Annotated in this window: 19 protein-coding genes; 6 read left to right on the plus strand and 13 right to left on the minus strand. The window is 72.7% G+C overall.

The window, feature by feature from the left end; genetic code table 11:
* A partial coding sequence (locus tag ABZ495_RS33395; protein WP_359839589.1) for an SAV_915 family protein occupies window positions 1-416 on the minus strand: 416 nt, incomplete at its 3' end.
* A gap of 232 nt (window positions 417-648) precedes the next feature.
* On the opposite strand from ABZ495_RS33395, the gene ABZ495_RS33400 reads away from it, so the two are divergent.
* From ABZ495_RS33400 to ABZ495_RS33410, 3 genes are all read left to right on the plus strand, one after another.
* The gene (locus tag ABZ495_RS33400) at window positions 649-1077 is read left to right on the plus strand and encodes a helix-turn-helix domain-containing protein (protein ID WP_359839604.1); all 429 of its coding nucleotides are present in this window, start codon (window positions 649-651) and stop codon (window positions 1075-1077) included.
* Window positions 1070-1426 carry a DUF4180 domain-containing protein gene (locus ABZ495_RS33405; RefSeq protein WP_359839591.1) on the plus strand — a complete coding sequence of 119 codons (357 nt, stop codon included), beginning with the start codon at window positions 1070-1072 and terminating at the stop codon, window positions 1424-1426. Before ABZ495_RS33400 ends, ABZ495_RS33405 begins: the two co-directional genes overlap by 8 nt.
* 198 nt (window positions 1427-1624) lie before the next feature.
* Complete coding sequence (locus tag ABZ495_RS33410) at window positions 1625-3844, plus strand: NADP-dependent isocitrate dehydrogenase (RefSeq protein WP_359809792.1); 2220 nt, start codon at window positions 1625-1627, stop codon at window positions 3842-3844.
* A gap of 126 nt (window positions 3845-3970) precedes the next feature.
* Here ABZ495_RS33410 and ABZ495_RS33415 read toward each other — a convergent pair whose 3' ends face one another.
* Entirely contained in the window at window positions 3971-4969 is a 999-nt protein-coding gene (locus ABZ495_RS33415) for a YdcF family protein (RefSeq protein WP_329490996.1), read from the minus strand.
* Window positions 4970-5129: 160 nt separating this feature from the next.
* The gene (locus tag ABZ495_RS33420; protein WP_359839593.1) at window positions 5130-6596 is read right to left on the minus strand and encodes an MFS transporter; all 1467 of its coding nucleotides are present in this window, start codon (window positions 6594-6596) and stop codon (window positions 5130-5132) included.
* A 163-nt stretch (window positions 6597-6759) separates the two neighbouring features.
* Here ABZ495_RS33420 and ABZ495_RS33425 point away from each other — a divergent pair, with 163 nt between their 5' ends.
* A complete protein-coding gene (locus tag ABZ495_RS33425) occupies window positions 6760-7470 on the plus strand; it encodes a TetR/AcrR family transcriptional regulator (RefSeq protein WP_359839595.1) in 711 nt (236 codons plus the stop codon).
* A gap of 124 nt (window positions 7471-7594) precedes the next feature.
* On the opposite strand, the gene ABZ495_RS33430 is transcribed toward ABZ495_RS33425, so the two are convergent.
* The 4 genes from ABZ495_RS33430 to ABZ495_RS33445 form a co-directional block, all read right to left on the minus strand.
* The gene (locus tag ABZ495_RS33430; protein ID WP_329492364.1) at window positions 7595-8575 is read right to left on the minus strand and encodes a cytochrome c oxidase assembly protein; all 981 of its coding nucleotides are present in this window, start codon (window positions 8573-8575) and stop codon (window positions 7595-7597) included.
* A 210-nt stretch (window positions 8576-8785) separates the two neighbouring features.
* On the minus strand, window positions 8786-9499 hold the full coding sequence (locus tag ABZ495_RS33435; protein WP_359839597.1) for a TNT domain-containing protein: 714 nt from the start codon (window positions 9497-9499) through the stop codon (window positions 8786-8788).
* 346 nt (window positions 9500-9845) lie between these two features.
* The gene (gene nagB / locus ABZ495_RS33440; RefSeq protein ID WP_329491001.1) at window positions 9846-10628 is read right to left on the minus strand and encodes a glucosamine-6-phosphate deaminase; all 783 of its coding nucleotides are present in this window, start codon (window positions 10626-10628) and stop codon (window positions 9846-9848) included.
* Between the two features lie 371 nt (window positions 10629-10999).
* Window positions 11000-11995 carry a 2-hydroxyacid dehydrogenase gene (locus ABZ495_RS33445; protein WP_359809799.1) on the minus strand — a complete coding sequence of 332 codons (996 nt, stop codon included), beginning with the start codon at window positions 11993-11995 and terminating at the stop codon, window positions 11000-11002.
* Window positions 11996-12470: 475 nt separating this feature from the next.
* On the opposite strand from ABZ495_RS33445, the gene ABZ495_RS33450 reads away from it, so the two are divergent.
* Window positions 12471-12875 (plus strand): tyrosinase cofactor, encoded by a 405-nt coding sequence (locus ABZ495_RS33450; RefSeq protein ID WP_329491003.1) that lies wholly within the window; start codon window positions 12471-12473, stop codon window positions 12873-12875.
* A 56-nt stretch (window positions 12876-12931) separates the two neighbouring features.
* Window positions 12932-13759, plus strand: coding sequence for a tyrosinase family protein (locus tag ABZ495_RS33455; protein WP_359809803.1), 828 nt, complete (start codon window positions 12932-12934; stop codon window positions 13757-13759).
* Window positions 13760-13845: 86 nt separating this feature from the next.
* Here ABZ495_RS33455 and ABZ495_RS33460 read toward each other — a convergent pair whose 3' ends face one another.
* The 6 genes from ABZ495_RS33460 to ABZ495_RS33485 all read right to left on the minus strand — a co-directional run bounded on the left by ABZ495_RS33460 (window position 13846) and on the right by ABZ495_RS33485 (window position 21812).
* Window positions 13846-14871 carry a 6-phosphofructokinase gene (locus ABZ495_RS33460; RefSeq protein ID WP_329491007.1) on the minus strand — a complete coding sequence of 342 codons (1026 nt, stop codon included), beginning with the start codon at window positions 14869-14871 and terminating at the stop codon, window positions 13846-13848.
* 351 nt (window positions 14872-15222) lie between these two features.
* Window positions 15223-15951, minus strand: coding sequence for a glutamine amidotransferase (locus ABZ495_RS33465; protein ID WP_329491008.1), 729 nt, complete (start codon window positions 15949-15951; stop codon window positions 15223-15225).
* Window positions 15952-15994: 43 nt separating this feature from the next.
* On the minus strand, window positions 15995-17257 hold the full coding sequence (locus ABZ495_RS33470; RefSeq protein WP_329491009.1) for a MurT ligase domain-containing protein: 1263 nt from the start codon (window positions 17255-17257) through the stop codon (window positions 15995-15997).
* 378 nt (window positions 17258-17635) lie between these two features.
* Window positions 17636-19063, minus strand: a complete 1428-nt coding sequence (locus ABZ495_RS33475) for a GNAT family N-acetyltransferase (RefSeq protein WP_359809805.1) — start codon at window positions 19061-19063, stop codon at window positions 17636-17638.
* Window positions 19064-19139: 76 nt separating this feature from the next.
* Window positions 19140-20576: a pyridoxal-dependent decarboxylase gene (locus tag ABZ495_RS33480; protein WP_359839599.1), complete on the minus strand. Its 1437-nt coding sequence runs from the start codon at window positions 20574-20576 to the stop codon at window positions 19140-19142.
* 120 nt (window positions 20577-20696) lie between these two features.
* The gene (locus ABZ495_RS33485; RefSeq protein ID WP_329491012.1) at window positions 20697-21812 is read right to left on the minus strand and encodes a hypothetical protein; all 1116 of its coding nucleotides are present in this window, start codon (window positions 21810-21812) and stop codon (window positions 20697-20699) included.
* Window positions 21813-21928: the final 116 nt, after the last annotated feature.

Here is a 21928-nt window from a genome sequence, read left to right on the forward strand (position 1 = left end):
GCGTGCAGCTCGGGGGCGAGCACCTTGTCGGTGCCGAGCAGCGCCTCCAGGGTCATCGCGGCGGTGATGTCGGCGGTGGTGAAGAGGCGCTGGAGCTCGGTCCGGACAGCCGCCGCGGTGTGGCCGGAGGGCCCGGCGGGCGTGCTGGCCGCGCCCTCCCGGGCGGGCCTGGCGACGGGGGGTGCCACCAGCCGTGGATCCAGGACCAGGGCGTCCACGCCGAGCGGCGCGGCGAGCGCCCGCAGCGCAGGCTCGGCGAGTTCGGTGCACGCCTGGTCCGGTCCGAGGAGCGCGGTCAGCGCCTCGGTGGTGGCGAAGCCCACCGCGCAGCGACGGCCGTCGCGCAGGCGGAAGAGCCGGAGGGCGGTGGTGGATCCGGTGACGGTGACCGGGACGTGCCAGACGACGGGGGCCATGCGGTGCTCCCAAGGAGTGGTGGGGCCTGCGGGAACTGCTTACTCCGACGCTAGGGCGGCGGCGGGCCGTCGGTCGCTCCCCTGACGCGGCGTTGACCGAATGCGGTGCTGTGTTGACGGAGTCCTGACGGTCCCCGGACTTCCCCTCGATCACGCCTTCCCTTTCCTTCCCTATATGCCCGATCGTCGTGGTAGTTTGCGTAATGATAAGGAAGAACGAAGGAAGTGAGGCCTGGTGGCGTCCTACTACTCGGTGGAACAGGTGGCCGAACTGCTGGACCTGCACGTGCGCACGGTGCGCGGCTACGTCCGCGACGGCCGCCTCCGGGCGACCAGGATCGGCAAGCAGTACCGGATCACCGCCCAGGACCTCGCGGAGTTCACCGGTGCCCCCGCGCCCGCGCCGGCCGAGGAGCGGCGCCATGCCGAGGCCTCGACCATCGTGCAGATCGACGCGATCGGGACGGTGGAGGCCGCTCGGCTGGCCAACACCCTGATGGCGGCCGTCGCGGGCCCGCGCGAGGACGGACCGCTGCGGGTCCAGACCCTGCACGACGAGCAGCGCTCGACGCTCAAGGTGGTCATCCTCGGGGGTCTGGCCGACACGGCCGAGCTGCTCGTCATCGTCAACGCACTGATCGGGGAGAACGCCGATGTCTGAGTCCGCCGTCACCGTCCTGCGCCTGCCCGCCGACGGCCCGCCGGTGCGCGACGAACGGGATGCCACCGATCTGATCGGTGACGCGTTCGCGGCCGGCGCGGCCTGGGTCGTGGTGCCCGTCGAGCGCTTCGAGGAAGACTTCTTCCGCCTCAGCACCCGAATCGCGGGCGGGATCGTGCAGAAGTTCGCCACCTACCGGCTCGGCCTGGCCGTCATCGGTGACATCTCCCGCCACACCGACGGCAGCGGCCCGCTGCGGGACTTCGTCCGGGAGAGCAACCGGGGCGGCCAGCTCTGGTTCCTCGCCGACGAGGCCGAGTTCGACGCCCGGCTCGCCGCGCACCGGTGAGGCCGGCGGCGGGGGGTTCCGCGGGCCCGCGCCCCGCTGCTCCGCTTGCCCGGCGCCCGCCCCGGGACGACGGTGGAGCTGACCGCCGCCGGCCCGCCCGGGCGCGGGAGCGCACTCCGGTACGGGGGGAGGTGGAGCGAAGGGGCGAACACGAGATATCTTGACATCAAGACGTTGGAGACGTGAAGCGGAGTACCGATGACTGACTCGACCATCATCTATACGCACACCGACGAGGCGCCGGCCCTGGCAACGTACTCGTTCCTGCCTGTGGTGCAGGCTTACGCCTCGACGGCGGGTGTGCGGGTGGAGACCCGCGACATCTCCCTCGCCGGGCGGATCATCGCGAGCTTCCCGGAGCGTCTGGAGGAGGGCCAGCGGATCGAGGACGCCCTCGCCGAGCTGGGCGAACTCGCCAAGACCCCGAGCGCCAACATCATCAAGCTGCCGAACATCTCGGCCTCCATCCCGCAGCTGAAGGCGGCGGTCGCCGAGCTCCAGGCGCAGGGCTACGCGCTGCCGGACTACCCGGACGACCCGCAGACGGACGAGGACAAGGACGTCCGGGCCCGCTACGACAAGGTCAAGGGCAGCGCGGTCAACCCCGTCCTGCGCGAGGGCAACTCCGACCGCCGCGCCCCCGCGTCGGTCAAGAACTACGCCAAGACGCACCCGCACCGCATGGGCGCCTGGTCGGCCGACTCCAAGACCAACGTCGCGACCATGGGCGCGAACGACTTCCGATCCACCGAGAAGTCCGCGGTGGTCTCCTCGGCCGGCTCGCTGCGCATCGAGCTGGTCGCCGAGGACGGCACCACCACCGTGCTGCGTCCGTCCGTCCCGGTCCTGGCCGGCGAGGTCGTCGACGCCTCGGTGCTGCACGTCGCCGCGCTGCACGAGTTCCTGGCGGCCCAGGTCGCCCGCGCCAAGAGCGAGGGCGTGCTGTTCTCGGTGCACCTCAAGGCCACCATGATGAAGGTCTCCGACCCGATCATCTTCGGCCACGTGGTCCGCGCCTTCTTCCCGAACACCTTCGCCAAGTACGGCGAGGCGCTGGCCGCGGCCGGTCTGAACCCGAACAACGGCCTCGGCGGCATCCTGGGCGGGCTCGAGAAGCTGGAGAACGGCGCCGAGATCAAGGCCTCCTTCGAGGCCGAGCTGGCCGAGGGCCCGGCCCTGGCCATGGTCGACTCCGACAAGGGCATCACCAACCTGCACGTGCCGAGCGACGTCATCGTCGACGCCTCGATGCCGGCCATGATCCGCACCTCCGGCCACATGTGGGGCCCGGACGGCAACGAGGCCGACACCCTGGCCGTGCTGCCGGACAGCAGCTACTCCGGTGTGTACCAGGCCGTCATCGACGACTGCCGCGCCCACGGCGCCCTCGACCCGGCCACCATCGGCTCGGTGCCGAACGTCGGGCTGATGGCCCAGGCGGCCGAGGAGTACGGCAGCCACGACAAGACCTTCGAGATCGCCGCCGCCGGCACCGTCCGGCTCGTCGACGACGAGGGCAACGTCGTGCTGGAGCAGGCCGTCGAGGCCGGCGACATCTTCCGCGCCTGCCAGACCAAGGACCTGCCGATCCAGGACTGGGTGAAGCTGGCCGTCACCCGCGCCCGCGCCACCGGCGACCCGGCCGTCTTCTGGCTGGACGAGAACCGCGCGCACGACGCCGTGCTGATCGAGAAGGTCAAGACCTACCTGCCGGAGCACGACACGGCCGGTCTGCAGATCGAGATCAAGAACCCGGTCGAGGCCACCAAGTTCTCGCTGGAGCGCATCCGCCGCGGCGAGAACACCATCTCGGTCACCGGCAACGTGCTGCGCGACTACCTCACCGACCTCTTCCCGATCCTGGAGCTGGGCACCAGCGCCAAGATGCTGTCGGTCGTCCCGCTGATGAACGGCGGCGGCCTCTTCGAGACCGGCGCCGGCGGCTCCGCCCCGAAGCACGTCCAGCAGCTGGTCAAGGAGGACTACCTGCGCTGGGACAGCCTGGGCGAGTTCTTCGCGCTGGCCGCCAGCTTCGAGCACCTGGCCCAGACCACCGACAACGCCCGCGCCCAGGTGCTGGCCGACACGCTGGACCGCGCCACCGGCACCTTCCTCAACGAGGACAAGTCGCCGAGCCGTCGCCTCGGCGGCATCGACAACCGCGGCAGCCACTTCTACCTGGCCCTGTACTGGGCCCAGGAGCTGGCCGGGCAGACCGCCGACGCCGAGCTGGCCCAGGCGTTCGCCGGCCTGGCCGAGGCGCTGGCCGGGCAGGAGCAGGTCATCGTCGAGGAGCTCATCGCCGTGCAGGGCTCGCCGGTCGACATCGGCGGCTACTACCAGCCCGACCCGGCCAAGGCCGCGGCCGTGATGCGTCCCTCGAAGACCTTCAACGAGGCGCTCGCCAACCTCGGCTGATCCCAGCCGGGCGGAGTCGGCACCAGGCCGGCACCGAGCCGGCACCGAGCCGTACCGGGAGGCCCCCGGGTCCGTTCGCGGACCCGGGGGCCTCTCCGCGTCCGGCGGGGCGGCCGGCCGGGCGGCTCACCACCGCCAGCCCACCACCGCCCCCGCCGTCGCGAGCAGCAGCACGGCGACGGCGTTCGCCCGGGGGTACATCAGGCCCGTCGCGACCACCTCGCGCAGGACGGCGCTGGGCCAGTAGTACCCGGCCGTCGGCGCGCCGACGACCTGCCCCGGCACCCCGGCCCGGCGGGTGGTCACGGCGGAGCGCAGCACGTGGAAGCTGCTGGTCACCACGGTGCAGTGGTAGCCGGGCCGTTCGCGCTCCATCAGCTCGCGGCTGAAGGCGAGGTTCTCGGTGGTGCTGGTGGCCTTCTCCTCCAGCCGGATCCGCTCCCGCGGGCAGCCGGCGGCGACCAGGTGGTCCGCCATCGCCGAGGCCTCGGTGCAGCTCTCGTCCGGGCCCTTGCCGCCGGTCACCAGCATCAGCGGTGCGTGTCCGGCGGCCTCCTCGGCGCGGTAGAGCGCCATCGCGCGGTCCAGCCGGGCGGCCAGCAGCGGCGGCACCTCGCAGCCGTTCAGCCCGGCGCCCAGCACCACCAGGTAGTCGGCGCCGGGCCGGGGGGCGAGGCGCCGGTACAGCAGGGTGTACCCGAGGAAGCAGAGCAGCAGGAAGGCGCCGTAGCCGCCGAGCAGGACGGCGGCGCCGGCCGCCGCGCGCAGCGCCCGGACGCTGAGGTAGGTGGCCGAGAGCAGCAGCCCGAGCAGGGCGAGCAGGGCGGCGCCGGCGAGCAGGGACAGCAGGCTGGCCGGCCGGGTGCCCTCCCGCCGGACCATGGTGACCCCGTTGGCCACCAGCAGGGCGGCCGCGACCAGCCCGCTCAGCCAGACCGCGCCGGCCACCCCGGCGGTGACGGCGCTCGCGGCCGACGAGGAGAAGTGGCCGACCGCGCTCACCGTGCCGAGCGCCGCGCAGACGCCGATCAGGCCGATCAGCACTCCGTTGCCCAACCGTCTCGGTTCCTGGATCCGGGAGAGCAGGACCACGGCGAGCAGGGCGGCCATCAGAAGCGCTTGCATGTCCGGATCCTAGGCGGTGTCGGCAGGGTCGCGGCGTCGCGGACCCGGCGGGACTCTGCCGACACCCCCCAGGCGCACACGCGCGGGCGCCGCCGCCTGCCGGGCTGGTCCCGGCGGGCGACGGCGCGGGTGACGGGGCGGGACGGGGCCGGCGGCGGGCTCACCCCTCCTCGTGCGGGCGGGCGTGGCGGGGCAGCAGGAAGGCCACCAGGAAGGCCAGCGCGAGCAGGCCCGCGCTGAGGCCGAAGGTCCAGCCGGCCGCGTGCCGGAAGCCCTCCGGACCGGCCCAGCCGAAGAACGCGGTGCCGAGCAGGGCGACCCCGATCGAGCCGCCGAGCTGCTGTTGCGCGTTGAGCACGCCGGAGGCCGAGCCGGTCTCGGCGTCCTCCACACCGGCCAGGGCGATGTCGAAGAACGGCGCCATGATCAGGCCGAGTCCGAATCCGGTGACCAGCAGCGCGGGGATCAGCGCCCAGCTGGTCAGGCCGTCGGCCCAGTGCTCCACCGAGGCCCAGAGCCCGAGCGCGCCGGTGGCGGCGACCGCCATCCCGGCGTGCAGCACCCGGCGGCCGTAGCGGGGGCCGAGGACGCCGCCGGAGAGCACGGCGCCGGCCACGATGCCGAGCGAGAGCGGGATCATGCTGAGGCCGGAGTGCAGCGACGTCCAGCCGAGGCCGAGCTGGAGGTAGAGGGTGAAGGTCAGCAGCAGGCCGGAGAGCGCGGCGAAGAAGACCAGGCCGGTGGCGAGCGCCGAGGTGAAGGCCCGCTTGGCGAACAGCGAGGGCTCGATCAGCGGGGTGCCCCCGCGCCGCAGCACGCTGCGCTGGTGGAGGGCGAAGAGCCGGAGCACCGGCAGCGAGGCGGCCATGGCCAGGTACGTCCAGAGCGGCCAGCCCAGCTCGCGGCCCTGGACCAGCGGGTAGACCAGCAGCAGGACGGCGGTGCTGAGCAGCAGCACACCCACCGGGTCGAGCCGGCCGGCGCCCTCCGCCCGGGTGGTCCGGTTGGCGGGCAGGATCCTGACGGCGGCCACCACGGCGAGCAGTCCGAGCGGCAGGTTGATCAGGAAGACCATCCGCCAGCCGGTGCCGAACCAGTCGGCGTCGGTGAGGTAGCCGCCGAGGGTGGGGCCGAGGACGGAGGAGAGCCCGAGGATCGGCCCGAACAGGCCGAAGGCGGCGCCGATCTCCTTGGGCGGGAACATCGCCTTGATCAGGCCAAGCCCCTGCGGGATCAGCAGTGCGGCGAACAGGCCCTGGACGGTCCGGGCGGCGATCAGGGTGCCCGCGCCGGTGGCGGCCGCGCAGAGCACGGAGGCGAGCGTGAAGCCGGCCGCGCCGAGGACGAACAGGCGCTTGCGGCCGAAGAGGTCGCCGAGCCGGCCGCCGGTGATCAGCAGCACGGCGAAGGCGAGCGTGTAGGAGGCGGAGATCCACTGGATCTGTGCGTCGCCCCCGCCGAAGTCGCGCTGGATGGCGGGGGAGGCCACGCCGACGATCGTGGTGTCGAGGAGGTCCATCACCTCGGCGGCCAGGATCACGGCGAGGGCGGCCCAGCGCAGCCGGTATCCGGCCGGTTCGGGCTCGGCCGCGGTGGCGGCCGGGGGTGGGGCGGTCTGACTGGTCATGAGGGGGCTCTCCGGGATCCGCGGCTGGGAAGGGGACTGGAACTGGGGGGCGAACTCTGTTCGCCTGAACGAACACTGTTTTCTTCGACGAACAGTGTTTTCCCATGGAACGGCGTTCGTGTCAAGTACGCTGGGACTCGTCGCCGACCACGAAGGAGCCCCGATGACCAGTGCCGCCCCGCGTCCGAGCTGGCCAGCGCACTGGCAGGAGAAGGAGAAGGCGCCGGCCAGGCGCCAGCCGCTGAGTCGAGAGCGGATCGTCGAGGCGGCGCTGCGGATCGTCGACGCCGAGGGCATGGACGCGCTGAGCATGCGACGGGTCGGCCAGGAGCTCGACACCGGGGCCGCGAGCCTCTATGCCCACATCGGCGGCAAGGAGGAGCTGGTCGAGCAGGTCCTCGACCTGGCCTACTCCGAGATCGAACTCGAGGAGCCCGATGCGGCCGACTGGCAGGAGCAGATCAAGCGGCTGATGCGCCGCTCCCGGGACGCCCTGCTGGCGCACCGGGACCTCGCCCGGGCGGCGGTGGTGGCCAATGTGCCCACCACGCCGCACGCCATGGACATCGCCGAGTCCATGCTCGGCATCCTGCGCGCGGGCGGCCTCGACGAGCAGACCGCCGCGTACGGGGTCGACGTGCTCGGGCTCTACACCACGGCGACCACCTTCGAGGCGTCCACGCGTGGGGGCGGGAACTCCCAGGACTTCACCGACCAGGTGCGGGAGTACTTCGGCACCATCCCCGCCGACCGCTATCCGATGATCACCTCGATGGCGGCGGCGCTCACCCGCAACGTCGGTGACGAGCGGTTCGAGTTCGGTCTGGACATCCTGGTGGCCGGCCTCGCCCGCCAGAACGGCTGGAAGGCCTGAGCCGCCAGGGCCCGAGCCGCCGGGGTCCTGAACCCCAGAGGAGCCTGCGGCCGGGGACGACGAAGCCCCCGCCGGTGGGGCGGGGGCTTCGTCACGGTGTCGGGGGCGGTGCCGGCGCGGCCGGTCAGCCCGCGTCGGCCGCCGGTGCCGGGGCGGCCCGCTGGCCGCGCTTGTCCAGCGAGGCCAGGTAGGCGTTGTACGCGGCCAGCTCGGCGTCGCCGCTGCGGTCCTCGGCGCGGTCGCGGCGGCGGGACACCCGCTGCTCGGACCGCATCCACTGGTAGACCAGCGCGATCAGCACGATCGCGGTCGGGATCTCGCCGAACGCCCAGGTGATGCCACCGGCCAGCTTCTGGTCGTCCAGCAGCTTCGTCCCCGGAGGCGCTCCCTCCTCGGTGAAGGTGGTCACCAGCGGGTGGCTGGCCATCATCACCGCGACGCCGAAGAAGGCGTGGAACGGCATCCCCATGAACAGCTCGATGATCCGCATCACGTGGCCGGGCCGGTGCGGGCCCGGGTCCACGCCCATGATCGGCCAGAAGAACGCCAGTCCGGCGGCGAGGAAGTGCACCATCATGAAGATGTGCCCGAGCCGGTACTGCATGAGGAAGTCGAACAGCGGGGTGAAGTAGACCCCGTAGAGGCTCGCGATGAACAGCGGGATGGTGAAGCCCGGGTGCGAGACGACCTTGACGTAGGTGCTGTGCAGCAGGGCCACCAGCAGCTCGCGCGGCCCGCGCGGCCGGCCCTTGCCGGCCGGGCGCAGCGCCCGCAGCGCCAGCGTGATGGGCGCGCCGAGCAGCAGCAGGATCGGCGACAGCATCGAGAGCACCATGTGCTGCATCATGTGCGCGCTGAAGAGCACCATGCCGTAGTCGTTCAGCCCGGTGCAGGTGACCAGGATCACCGAGCCGATGCCCGCCGCCCAGCCGACCGAGCGGCCGATCGGCCAGCGGTCGCCGCGCCGGTACAGCCGGACGACGCCGGCGCCGTACAGCGCCAGGCCGGCCAGGCTGCCGATCAGGAAGACCCAGTCGGGGGACCAGGTCATGACGTTGGAGAGGGAGAAGGGGCCCAGCTCGGTCATTCCGCCGTGGTGGTGCATCCCTGACATTCCGTCGCCCATCGGCGGGTCCCGCTTTCCCTCGTCACGACCCTGGGTGGGTCCGGTTCGCCCGTTTTGCTTGCCTCCACAGCCTAGGCGGGCCTTACTCCGCCGCTTCCCCCGCCCCCCGTCCGCGGGGCGGCGGCGCGGGAAGGGGCGGCGCGCCGGTCGTCGTCCGCGCGCCGCCCCTTCCGTCCGTCCGGGCGGGTGTCAGGACCCGCTGTTCCCCTTCAGGCAGTAGCTCTTGTCCGTGTGCTCCTTCAGGTAGCCCGCCGTGATCAGGCCGCTCACGTCGAAGGTCGTCAGGGTGGGGTCGTTCGGCTTGAGGTCCGGGTCGAGCCACTGCTGGAGGCCGTTGCCGGGCTGCGAGAAGGCGCCCGCGATGTGGCCCTGCTGGACCTTGAACGCCTTCCGCACCTCGAAGCAGTGGTAGTTGGCCTCGCCCCCGTTGAGGGAGTCCGGCGGGAGGGCGCGCTCGGCGAACCGCGTGCCGCCGGGGGCCAGGAACCTGCCGCGGTCGTTGCTGCCGAAGCGGTCGAGCTTCTTGCCCGTCGGCAGGGTCACCTCGGTCATGTCGAGGTTGCCGCCGTTGGCGGTGAAGCCGTTGTGGTCCGGGTACTTCCAGCCCCGCCAGTCCCGGTACCAGTCCAGGAACCGGGCCGGCGTCACCCCGCCCAGCCGGTTGTAGTCCTTCAGCAGCGCCTTCAGCACCGGGCTCGTCGGCAGGGTGACCGGGCCGAGCTCCCTCCGGGTGCAGAGGAACTGGTCCGCGCCGGTGTCGTAGACCTTCGGGACGCCTTCGCACTCGTTGATCGACACCCGCTGGGAGGGGGACGACTGCGCGACGGCGGTGCCGGTGGCGGCCAGGCCGGTCAGGGGGAGCGCGACCGCCATGGTGAAGGCGGCGAGAGCGGGACTGCGCATGCGTGGTTCCGTTCGGGAGGGGGAGTGGGGGCGCCTCGGTCAGCCCGCCCGCCCGGCGGGCCTGGTAGCCGAGAGCACGCGCACAGTTACCCACGGCGCCACGGTTGGTGCACGGATGACCCACGCGCACAGCCTGCCGCCCACCCGTTCGGCCCAGGGCCCGTGCGGTGGAGGCCCGTTCGGGGGCTCGGCGGGCTGCCCGCCCAGGACCGCCGGACGGTCCCGCCGACGAGCCGCGCCGTGTCAGGTGCGGCGGCGCGGGGGAACGCCGAGGACCCGTCACCGCGGGTGGTGACGGGTCCTCGGCGGCGGGGCTCCGGTTCCACCGGGTGGCCCCGGCCTCGTGTCAGAGGCCCTGCCAGGCGGGCTTGGCGGCGTAGGTGTCGCGGAAGTAGTCGGCGAGCTTGAGGCCGGAGGCGGCCGCCTCGTCGACGACGACGGTGGCGTGCGGGTGCAGCTGCAGGGCCGAGGCGGGCACCATCGCGGACAGCGGGCCCTCCACCGCGAGGGCGACGGCCTCGGCCTTGGCCTCACCGGTGGCGAGCAGCACCAGGTGGCGGGCCTCCAGGATGGTGCCGATGCCCTGGGTGAGCACGTGGTGCGGGACTTCGTCGAGGCTGTCGAAGAACCGGGCGTTGTCCTCGCGGGTCTGCCGGGTCAGCGTCTTGATGCGGGTGCGCGAGGCGAGCGAGGAGCACGGCTCGTTGAAGCCGATGTGGCCGTCGGTGCCGATGCCGAGCAGCTGGAGGTCGACCCCGCCGGCCTCGGCGAGCGCGCGGTCGTACGCCGCCGCGGCCGCGGCGATGTCCGGCGCGTTGCCGTCCGGTCCGAGGAAGGACGCCTCGGTCAGGCCGAGCGGCCCGACGACCTCGCGCAGGACCACCGAGCGGTACGACTCGGGGTGGCCGGCCGGGAGGCCGACGTACTCGTCCAGCTGGCAGACGCGTGCGCGGGAGGCGTCCAGGGTCCCGGCCTGCACGCGGGCGGCCAGGGCCTGGTAGATCGGCGTCGGGGTGGAGCCGGTTGCCACCCCGAGCAGGGCGTCGGGCTTGTCGGTCAGCAGATCGGCGATCGCCGCGGCGATGAGGCTGCCTCCGGCGGCAGCGTCGGGCACGATCACGATTTCCATACGGATAGCCATTTCTGGAGAGCGACGTAGAGGTCTAGACCACATTCTGCCGCGAATTCCTCCCCCAGGTCCATTCCGTTCCCCCGGGCGTCCCGGAGGATGGTCGGCCCCGCCCCGGACGGGGTGGGGCCGGGCGGTGGGCGGGCTCCTCGGCGGGTGGCCCCCGGAGCACACCGTCGACGGCGCCCCGTACGTGCACCAGGGTCATGTCGTCGGCTGCGACGCGTTCAGGATCCAGGCCGACGCGCAGGCCGTCCTGCGGGCGGACACGCTCGACCGAACGCAGTCGACCGGGACGGCGACGGCATCGCGTGCCCGGACCTCCCCGGGCCGAAGGACCGCAAGCCGGGTCCCCGCCGGGCACCCCGGGGTCAGTTCCTCGGTACCAGGGTGTTCTCGCTGCGCCGGCCGGCTTCGAAGTCGTCGACGTTGCGGACCGTCGCCTCGATGATCTGGCCGACGGCGGTGTGCGTGAAGTAGGCCTGGTGGGAGGTGATCAGGACCTGCGGGAAGGTGACCAGCCGGGCGAGCGTGTCGTCGCTGACGCCCTCGACCGAGCGGTCGTAGAAGAAGACGCCGGTCTCCTCCTCGTAGACGTCCAGACCGACGCCGGACAGCCGGCCGGCGCGCAGCGTCTCGACCAGGGCGGTGGTGTCGACGAGGCCGCCGCGGCTGGAGTTGATCAGGATCGCGTCGTCCTTCATCAGGGCGAGCGCCGCGCCGTCGATCACGTGGTGGGTGCTCGGGACCAGCGGGACGTGCAGGCTGATCAGGTCGCTCCGGGCGAGCAGTTCGGCGCGGTCCACGTAGGTCATGCCGAGCGCGGTGCACGCTGGGTTCTCCGCGATGTCCCAGCCGAGCAGCTCGGTGCCGAAGCCGTGGGCGATCCGGGCGAAGCACTCGCCGATCTTGCCGGTGCCGAGCACGCCGACCGTCATCCCGTGGATGTCGCGGCCGAGCAGCCCGTCCAGCCGGAAGTCGAACTCGCGGGAGCGGTTGGTGGCCCGGGTGAGCCGCCGGTTCACCGCGAGTGCCAGCGCCCAGGCGTGTTCGGCGACGGCGTACGGGCTGTAGTACGAGACCCGGGCGACGGTGAGGCCGAGCTCGGCGGCGGCGTCCAGGTCGATGTTGTTGAAGCCGGTGGAGCGCTGCGCGATCAGCTCGGTGCCGCCGGATGCGAGCAGGCCGAGCGTCCGGGCGTCCAGGACGTCGTTGACGCTGCTGCTGACCGCGCGGTGCCCGGCCGCCAGCGGGGCGGTGTCGCGGTCGAGGAAGACCGCCAGGCTGCGGAGCGCGTGGCGCTCGGCGAAGGCCTTCTCCAGGAGGGGCCGCTCATCTTGTTGGACGCCGTAGGCGAGGATCTCCATCCCGTCACGCTACCGAGCCGTCCCGCTCCGACGCCCCCGACGCGTCGGGGGCGTCGCGCCCACCGGACGAGTCGACAGTTGTGGCCGGTGGTACCGGGGTTCGGCCACCGGCGGCCGGAGGGAGGCCGTCCCATCGCGCCATCCTGGCCGGGTGGCGCCGGTCACCGGGGAAGGGTCGGGGGCGAAGGATTTTCGGTGCGGGATCTGCACAGCGTGAAGATCGATCCCGGTCTGACGATCATTCAGTGGAGAAACGGGAGATCTTCCTGGGGCGTCCGAGGCGTGGGCAGTCGGGGGATGGCTGAATCCGCGCCAACCGTACGTACCCCCGCCGATCGGCAGTTCACTAGGTCGAGTTGCCCTGCGAGCATCGAAACAGCGAGCACGATCATGAAATCGCCTCGCATTAACGTTTCTGCAAGCTTTTCTGAACGGCGCCCCAACACCAGACGGGGTGCCCAAGGGGGGTACCACCATGTCCGAAGACACCCATGCCTCGGAGCTGACCCGGCGGCGGATGCTGCAGGGGGCCGCCGTGGCCCTGACCGCGGCCGCCGGCACCGTCGTGCTCGGCGTCGCCGGTCCGACCAGCAAGTCGGCGACGGCGGCCGACCCGGGGGCGTCCGACACCTTCGACGAGGTCTTCCAGGGCCGTCGCATCCAGGGCCGCCCGGTCACCGACGGCAGCAGCCACCACCACGGCGGCGCCGGCTACTCGGTGCGGATCGACGGCGACGAGCTGCACATGATGCGCAACGCGGACGGCACCTGGATCAGCGTCGTCAACCACTACCAGACCTTCGCCACGCCGCGCGCGCTCGCCCGCGCGGCCGTCAGCGAGCTGCAGGGCGCCACGCTCGTGCCGATCGCGACGGTCTGAGCACCGAGTCCGAACACCCGGACCAGGAACACCACTTCACACCCAAGGGGGGACTCATGGCAGTCCGCAAGAACCAGGCGACCCTGACGGCCCAGGAGAAGCGCGCCTTCGTCAACGCCGTGCTCGAACTCAAGCGCAACGGCGGTTACGACTCCTTCGTCACGACCCACAACAACTTCATCATCAGCGACACCGACAACGGCGAGCGGGTCGGCCACCGTTCGCCGTCCTTCCTGCCCTGGCACCGGCGCTTCCTGCTCCAGTTCGAGGAGGCCCTGCAGGCGATCGACCCGACCGTCACCCTCCCGTACTGGGACTGGACGGCGGACCGCACCACCACCGCCTCGATCTGGGGCGCCGACTTCATGGGCGGCAACGGCCGCAGCAGCGACGGCCAGGTGACCACCGGGCCGTTCGCCTTCTCCGGCGGCAACTGGGCGCTGAACGTGCGGCCGGACAGCCGCACCTTCCTGCGGCGCCAGTTCGGCGCCTCGGTCGCCCAGCTGCCGACCCGCGCCGAGGCCACCGGTGTGCTGGCGATCGCCGCGTACGACGCCGCGCCGTGGAACAGCGCCTCGGACGGCTTCCGCAACAACCTGGAGGGCTGGCGCGGGGTCAACCTGCACAACCGGGTGCACGTCTGGGTCGGCGGTCACATGACCACCGGCATGTCGCCCAACGACCCGGTGTTCTGGCTGCACCACTGTTTCATCGACAAGCTCTGGTCGGAGTGGCAGAAGCTCCACCCGTCGTCCACCTACCTGCCGGCGGCCGGCACGGCGAACGTGGTCGACCTCAACGAGACCATGAAGCCGTGGAACAACGTGACCCCGGCGGACATGCTCGACCACACCGCCCGCTACACCTACGACACCGGCTTCTGACCGGCCGCGCGCCGACCTGACGCCCGCCGAGACGGCGCCGGCCCCCGAGCGGTCGCTCGGGGGCCGGCGGCCGTGGGCGGGTCTGGTCAGATGACCGTCTCCGCCTCCAGGTAACGCTCCTGCGGCACGGTCTTGAGCTCGGCGACGGCCTCGCCGATCGGCACCAGGTTGATGTTGGTGCCCTGCAGTGCGGTGATGTGGCCGAAGGCGCCCTTGTGGACGGCCTCCACGGCGTGCCAGCCGAACCGGGTGGCCAGCACCCGGTCGTACGCGGTCGGGGTGCCGCCGCGCTGGGTGTGGCCGAGGATCACCGGGCGGGCCTCCTTGCCGAGCCGGTGCTCCAGCTCCCGGGAGAGCTGGGTGGCGATGCCGGTGAACCGCTCGTGGCCGTAGATGTCCTTGCTGCCCTCTTCCCAGTGCATGGTGCCGGGCTCGGGCTTGGCGCCCTCGGCGCAGACCACGATCGCGAACTTCTTCTGCCGGTCGAAGCGCTCGCGGACGACGGCCGTGAGCTTGTCGATGTGGAACGGGCGCTCCGGGACGACGATCGCGTGGGCGCCGGCGGCCATGCCCGCGTTGAGCGCGATCCAGCCGGTGTGCCGGCCCATGACCTCGACGACCATGACCCGCTGGTGCGACTCGGCCGTGGTCTTCAGCCGGTCCAGCGCGTCGGTGGCGACCGAGACCGCGGTGTCGAAGCCGAAGGTGACATCGGTGCACGCGATGTCGTTGTCGATGGTCTTCGGCACGCCGACGATCGGCAGACCGGCGTCGCTCATCAGCTTGGCGGCCTTGAGGGTGCCCTCGCCGCCGATCGGGATGACCGCGTCCAGACCGAGGTCGGCGCAGTACCGCTTGGCGCGCTCGACGCCGTCCCGCAGATGGCTCGGCTGCACTCGCGAGGAGCCGAGGATGGTGCCGCCCTGGGCGAGGATGCCGCTCACCGAGTCCAGGGTCAGGGGGCGGTGGACGCCCTCCAGGAAACCTCGCCAGCCGTCCTCGAACCCGATGATCTCGTCGCCGTGGTCGACCACCCCCCGGTGGACCACGGAGCGGATCACCGCATTCAGGCCGGGGCAGTCACCGCCGCTGGTCAGCACTCCAATACGCATTGCTTTGCAACTCCCGAGCAGAACCGAGGAACGGCCGGACTACAGGCTGGGACGACGAACCGTCACCGTAGCGGTCGGTTCCCACACCGTGATGGCGGGGAGATGACCGAGGGGTGAAGGACCGGTCGATCCGGACAGAACGCCCGAAAACGACCGTGCAGTCGAGCATACGACCCCTGCGTCCGGCCGGGCAGGAGCCGACGCGGGAGCGGCGCCGTCGGCGCCCCCGCGCGGAAGTGCAGCCTGCTGCCGAGGAGGGTGTGCAGCCGGCATCCCCATTGTCGTACGTCCGGGCCCGCCCGTGGACCGGATGACCGCATCGCGGGCACCCGGTCGGAGCGGGCCGGCGTACTACGCGGGGCGCGAAGTGGCCGCGATGCGCTCGGCGCGCAGCGCGTCGTACCAGGTGGTGTCGGCCGGCGGCAGGGCGTTCACGTCCAGCGCCAGCTTGATCAGCATGTCCGCGACCGCGGGATTGCGGGCCATCACGGGGCCGTGCAGGTACGTCCCGAAGACGGTGTCCCGCCAGGCGCCCTCGGTGCCGTCACCGGTGCCGTTGCCCCGGCCCGCGGTGACGGTGGCCAGCGGCTGGACGCCCTGGCCGAGGTGCGTGATGCCCTGGTGGTTCTCGAAACCGGTCAGCTGCGGCAGGGCCAGGCGCGGGTCGACGTCGGCGAGCACGTCGCCGACGCAGCGGGCGCCCTCGCCGCGGGTGGTCCAGACGTCGAGCAGGCCGAGGCCCGGCTCGCGCTCGCCGAGGTCGTTGACGAACTCGTGGCCGAGGATCTGGTAGCCGGCGCAGACGGCGAAGATGATCGCGCCGTTCTCGGCGGCCCGGACCAGCCCGCTGTCGCCCCGCAGGCGCTCGGCGGCCAGCCGCTGCGGCCGGTCCTCACCGCCGCCGATCAGGTAGATGTCACCGCTGGTGGGCACCGCCTGGTCGGAGCGGACGTCGATCCTGGTCACGTTGAGGTGGCGCTGGCGGGCCCGGCGCTCCACGACCAGGGCGTTGCCCCGGTCGCCGTAGGTGCTGAGCAGGTCGGGGTAGACCCAGACCACGCGCAGGCTGCTCTCACTCATCCTCGAAGGCCTTCCGTCGTGAAGTGGGCTGCTGGGCCGGGCATCAGCCGGCCACGACCTTCCGCAGCTGCTGGAAGGCGGTGTAGTTGGCGATCGCCTCGATCCGGCCGGGCGGGGCCATCCGGACGGCCTGCTCCAGCGAGTCCACCACGTGGAACTGCAGCCCGGCGACCTCCAGGCGGACGGCGAGGTCCAGCTTGCGCTGGCCCATCACGAAGACCGGGTGCCCGGCGAGGCGCTCGTAGTCGACGTCCCAGAGCCACGAGGTGTCGGTTCCGTCGGCGTCGAGCGCGTTGACGGAGAGGATCACCGGCGCCGGCGGGCCGTCGATCAGCGAGAAGGTCTCCAGCCAGCCGGCCGGGTTCTTGGCGAGCAGCAACCTGATGTCCCGGCCCTGGTACTGGACCACGTCGTAGCGGCCGGCCACGGCCGTCACCGACTGCATCCGCTCCAGCGCGACCTGCGGCGGGACGCCGAAGACGGCGGCCACGGCGGCGGAGCTGGTGGCGTTGGCCAGGTTGGCGCGGCCGGGCAGCTGGAGCTGGATCGGCCAGGCGCCGCGCTGCGGGTCGATCACGTGGGTGCCCTGGAGCGCCCAGTGCGGGTTGGGGCGCCGGAAGCCGCAGTCCTGGCAGAACCAGTCGTCGCCGGGGCGCTGCATCACGCCGCCGCAGGCGGGGCAGGACCAGGCGTCCTCCTTCCAGGCCTGTCCGGCGGCCACCCAGACCACCTTCTTGCAGGAGGAGGCGGCCCAGGTCACCAGTGGGTCGTCGGCGTTGGCGATGACCACGGCCTCGGTGTCCTGGAGGCCCTCGCGCCACTTCTCGGCCATCATCCGGGTCTCGGCGGCGCGGTCCAGCTGGTCGCGCGAGAGGTTGAGCAGGGCGATCGCCTTGGGGTGGGTGTCACGGGCCACTCCGGCCAGGTACTTCTCGTCCACCTCGATGACGCCGAAGCGGGCGTCCGTGCCGCCGGCCAGGGCGGAGGTGATGCCGGCCGGCATGTTGGCGCCCAGGGCGTTGGAGACCACCGGGCCGGCGGCGCGCAGCGCCTCGGCGATCAGCCGGGTGGTCGTGGTCTTGCCGTTGGTGGCACTGACCAGCACGACGTCCAGGTGGTCGGCGAGGGTGGCGAGCAGGTCGGGGTCGAGCCTCAGGGCGATCTTGCCGCCGATCACCGAGCCGCTGCCTCGGCCCGCCTTCTGGGACAGGGCGGCGGCCACCTTGCCGGCCGTGACCGCGATCTTGGCGCGGGCGGGCAGCGAGGCGTCGCGTGCGCCTGTGGGCTCCGATTCGGTGCCTGCCATGCTCAGTGGTTCCTCCTTGCTGCGGCACCGCCCGGGGCCGGATAACGGGCCGTCGGGCGGCGGGGACGGGGCCAGCCTACCGACTCCGCCGCCCGGCTCGACGCTCCGGACCCCGCGCCGCCTGCTGCGACGGCGCCGGCTGCCTCGTCGGCGCCGCTCTGATGCGGCGTCAGAACGGGCGGTGTACGGAGGGGCCTTGCCCTGCGGGGGACGCCTCGGCCGGGCCGGTCGGTTCCCCCGGCGTGCGCCTGCGAAGGGCCCGCCGAGCCGCCCGGCGGCGCCGGTCCGGGCCGGGTGCGCGACGGTCCGGGCGGCGTGATCGCCGCCCGGACCGGTGTGCGTGCCGAGGCCCGCGGTGAGGATCCGGTGAAGACCGGACTACCTGCCCGGCCCGGTGGGCCAGGGGACGGGCAGCTCCTCGGCGGCCTCCGCCAGGTGCGCGGTGATCACCAGGGTGCCCTCCTCGACCTGGTAGTCCAGCGGCGCGGCCAGCTTGCGCATGGTGGCGATCAGCCCGGTGTTGGAGGAGTGGGTGACGGCGTAGACCGTCTCCACCCCGGCCTCCAGCGCCAGCGCGGCCATCCGCCGCATCAGGTCGAGCCCCAGCCCGCGCCGCTGCCAGTCGTCCTCGACCAGCACCGCGACCTCGGCGCTGCCGTCGTCCCACATCAGGTGCCCGAGGGCGACGATCCGCCCGTCGGCGGCCTCGACCGTGAGGGTCTGGCCGTGCCGGGCGTCCAGCAGGTGGTCCAGATAGCGGTCGGCGTCCCGGACCGGGCCGTGGTAGCGCCGGCGCAGGGTCTCCGGGGAGCAGCGCCCGTGCATCGCCAGCGCCGCCTCCCGGTCGCCCTCGTCCGCGCGCCGCACGGTCAGGTCCGCCCCGGCGGGCAGCCGCAGCCGGGCCCGGACGTCCGGCACCCGGGGGCCGAGCAGGGTGTCCAGCTCGACCAGGGCCTGGGCCCGGGCGAACTCGGTCGGGGTGAACGGCAGGTGCGGGCGGCTGAGCTCGATGAGGTCGCCGGAGGGCACCGGCAGCCGCATCAGGTGCCCGTCCACCCCGGCGCCGCCGCGCCGGGCCGCGCCCGGGTACTGCCGGATGGCGCACTGCCCGAACAGCCGGCGCAGCGCGATCGGCAGCTCGGCGGCGTCCAGCGCGGTGCGGGTCGCCAGTGCCAGGACGTGGGTGGGCACGTCCACCAGGTCGTGCGCGTCGGCCGGGTCGGTCCAGATGTCGTGCCCGCCGGCCGACGCCACCAGCGCGGCCAGGTCGGTCCGGGTGAGGGCGTGCGGCGCCCGGACGAAGAACTCGTCCACGGTGCCGTTCGGCAGCGGGTGGGACTGCATCGAGATGATGTTGACCTGCCGCTCGGCGAAGGCCGTGCAGACCCGGGCCAGACTGCCGGGGGAGTCCTGCACCGTGGTGCGGACCCGCCAGAGCGCGGTCTGCTCGAAGTCGGCCAGCGGCCCCTTCAGCCCGTCCGCCGCGTTCGGCGCGGGCGGACCCGGGGGCGCCGACGCGTCCGGGGCCGGCGGGCCGTGCAGATGGTGCCGGTGTGACCACCAGGTGTGGAACAGTGCCGTGGCGAGCAGGGCCACCGCCGAGGCGGCGAGCACCACCGGGCCCTCCGGGCCGTGCACGACGAGCTTGGCCACCAGGTCGGCGGCGGTCACCGAGAGGAACACCGCGGCCAGCTCCACGGTGTCGCGGCGCCAGCGGTGGGTTCTGGCGCCGCGCCGTTGGGCACGGGAGGGGGTCGGCGAGTGGTCGGTGGATTCGGTCGTCGTCAGAGGCTCCGTGTGCTCCATGCCATCAATCTGCCGCTCCGGTGTTTCGCGATCACGAATCCCCCGTGACCTGTCGGTAAATGTCTCCGGGCCTCGGTTACCGCTGCTCGCCGGCGAGCAGTTCGGCCGCGGCCGACTTCACCTCGGTGAGCAGCAGGGCGAGGTCCGCCTCGGTGGTCGCGGCGTTCAACAGGCAGGCGCGCAGCATCTCGTGGCCGTCGAGCCGGGCGCCGGTGACGAAGACCCGGCCGCGCCGCTGCACCGCGGTCGGCAGCTCCCGGTTGAGCGCGTCCAGCGCGGCGCCGTCCAGGCCGGCGGCGCGGTGACGGAACGCCACGATCGAGGTCTGCACCTCGGCCAGCAGCTCCAACTCGTCGTCTGTCTCGACGAGTTCCCCGAGGTGACGGGCCAGCGCGGTGCACCGGGCGATGTCCCGGGCGATGCCGTCGCGGCCCCGGTGGGCGATGGTGGCCCAGACCTTGAGGGCGCGGAAGGGGCGGGTCTGCTCGGTGCCGTACTCGGAGAACCAGCCGAGCGCCCCGGCGGCCTCGTCGCGCAGGTAGGGCGGCACCAGGCTGAAGGTGGCGCGCAGCTCCTCGGTGTCGCGCACCAGCGCGCAGCCGCAGTCCACCGGGACGCCGAGCCACTTGTGCGGGTCGAGGGCGAGTGAGTCGGCCCGCTCCAGCCCGGCGTAGCGGTGGGCGATCAGCGGGTCCAGTACGCCGAAGGCCCCGTACGCGCCGTCCACGTGCAGCCAGAGGCGCTGCTCGGCGCAGACGTCGGCGATCGGCCCGAAGGCGTCCACGGCGCCGGTGCCGACCGTGCCGGCGGAGGCCACCACCAGGAACGGCAGCAGTCCGGCGGCCCGGTCCCGCTCGATCGCGGCCCGCAGGACGGCCGGGTCGAGCCGGCCGTCGGGGCCGGTGGCGACGGTGCGCAGGTGCCGGCTGCCCAGGCCGAGCAGCTCGGCGGCCTTGCGCACGCACGAGTGCGTCTCGCCGGTGACGTAGCCGACCAGCGGCGGCATCCCGGCGAGGCCGTCCTCGCGGACGTCCCACCCGGCCGCGCGGGCGGCCCGGTCGCGGGCGGCGGCGAGGCAGACGATGGTCGCCATCGAGGTGCCCGAGGTGAGCAGCCCGCCGCCGGCCGGGTGGGGGAAGCCGACCAGCTCGGCGATCCAGCGGACCACGGCCCGCTCCAGGTGGACGTCGGCGTGGTCGCCGCCGGCCGAGCTGGGGTTCATGGCGGACGCGGCGAGGGTGGCGAGCACGCCGGCCGGCGCGGGGGCGGAGTTCACCCAGCCGAAGAACCGCGGGTTGCCGTTGCCCATCGGGTACGGCAGCACCTCCGCGTCGATGGCGGTGAGCAGCTCGGTGAGCGGCCGGCCGGCCGTGGGCAGCGGCGCGTCCAGCAGGGCCTGCCGGGCGCTGTCGTCCATCGGCTGCCAGACCGGGCGGGCGGGCAGGTCGGCGAGGTAGTCGCTGACCAGGTCGGCGGCGGCGTGCGCGGCGGCGCGGAAGTCCTCGGAGGTCACGGCGGGCTCCAGGTGGTACGGGGCCTGGTGGCGCGGCGTCCTCGGCGCACCCGGATCAGCCCGATCCTACGAAAGCGGGCCCGCGCCGTGCGGCGCGGGCCCGGTCCTGGGGGGAGGGGGTCAGTCCAGGGAGGCGGAGAGCCCGCTCGCCGAGCGGCAGTAGCCCTGCATCTCCTTGTTCGTGATCTTGGCGCAGAGCCGGCCGGCCGCGCCGCCGTCGGTGTAGTTGACCGTGTAGTAGCTGACCAGGCCCTCGGCGCAGGCCTTGCGCTGCCAGCCGTCGGCGGCGGTCGCGCACTGCTCGGCGGCCCAGTCCTCGCGGTCCAGGTTGTACTTCATGGTCCGCGAGCCGACGCCCCGGCTGCAGTCCACCGCGCCGCCGCTCGCCTTGCCGTTGAGGCACCACTTCAGCGCCTCGCCGTAGACCTCGGGGTGGTTCGGGTAGTCGTGCGAGGAGAGGAAGAAGGTCGGCGCGTAGAAGTAGCAGGCGGACTGGTAGAGGGCCGGCTGGTCCTTGCACGGGTAGAGCGGGTCCTGCGCGAGCTTGTCGGCGGGCAGGTTCGCCTTCGCCTTCTCGTCCTCCTCGTCCGGGCCGAAGAGCTGCATGAACAGGCCCTCCGAGCAGCGGATCCGGTTCTGGTCGGTGGTGAACTTGTTGCAGAGGTCGCGGGCCTTGGCCACGTCCTGCTTGGCGACGAACATCGTGCCGTGCCCGACGCCGTGGATGCAGGGGCCGGTGTTCTTGGGCGCGCAGAGCTTGAGCAGGTCCACCTCGGGCTGGGCGGAGGCGTTCAGCATCTCCTCGACCGCGCCGTGCAGGTAGCCGGCCGCGCAGGTCTCGTGGGGGAAGGAGATGACCTTCTGGAAGTCGGCGTTGTACCGCTTGACCGCCTCGTGCCCGAGCTCGTGCGCGATCGGGTGGCAGAACCGGACGGTGTACGGCAGCTGCTTGGTGATCCGGTCGAGGTCCGCCAGCGCCACCCCCGGGTCGCTCGCCTGCATCTCGGCCATCATCTTGTTGCGCAGCGTCGAGCGGGTCCAGACCGCCGGGTCACCGGTCGGGGTGGCCGTCGCGGCGCCGCCGACGGGGGGTGCGTTGGAGCCGGCCGCGGTGGCGGCGCCGGGGGCGGTCGCCGAGGTGCTCGTCGCGGGGGTCCAGTCGGTGACGGCCACCGACCCGAGGCCCAGCACTCCCAGCAGGAGGGCGGTGAGAATCGCGAAGACTCGCGGCTGCATGGCGGAGATCCCCCGGCGGATCGAGACGGACGGTTCGCTCCCCATCCTGACGCCACGGGGGCGGGAATCCGCGTTTTGGGCAGCCATTCGGGAGGTGTCGGCGACGCTATCGCACG

Source organism: Kitasatospora sp. NPDC005748 (genome assembly GCF_040630735.1).
In the GTDB taxonomy this organism is placed as follows: domain Bacteria; phylum Actinomycetota; class Actinomycetes; order Streptomycetales; family Streptomycetaceae; genus Kitasatospora.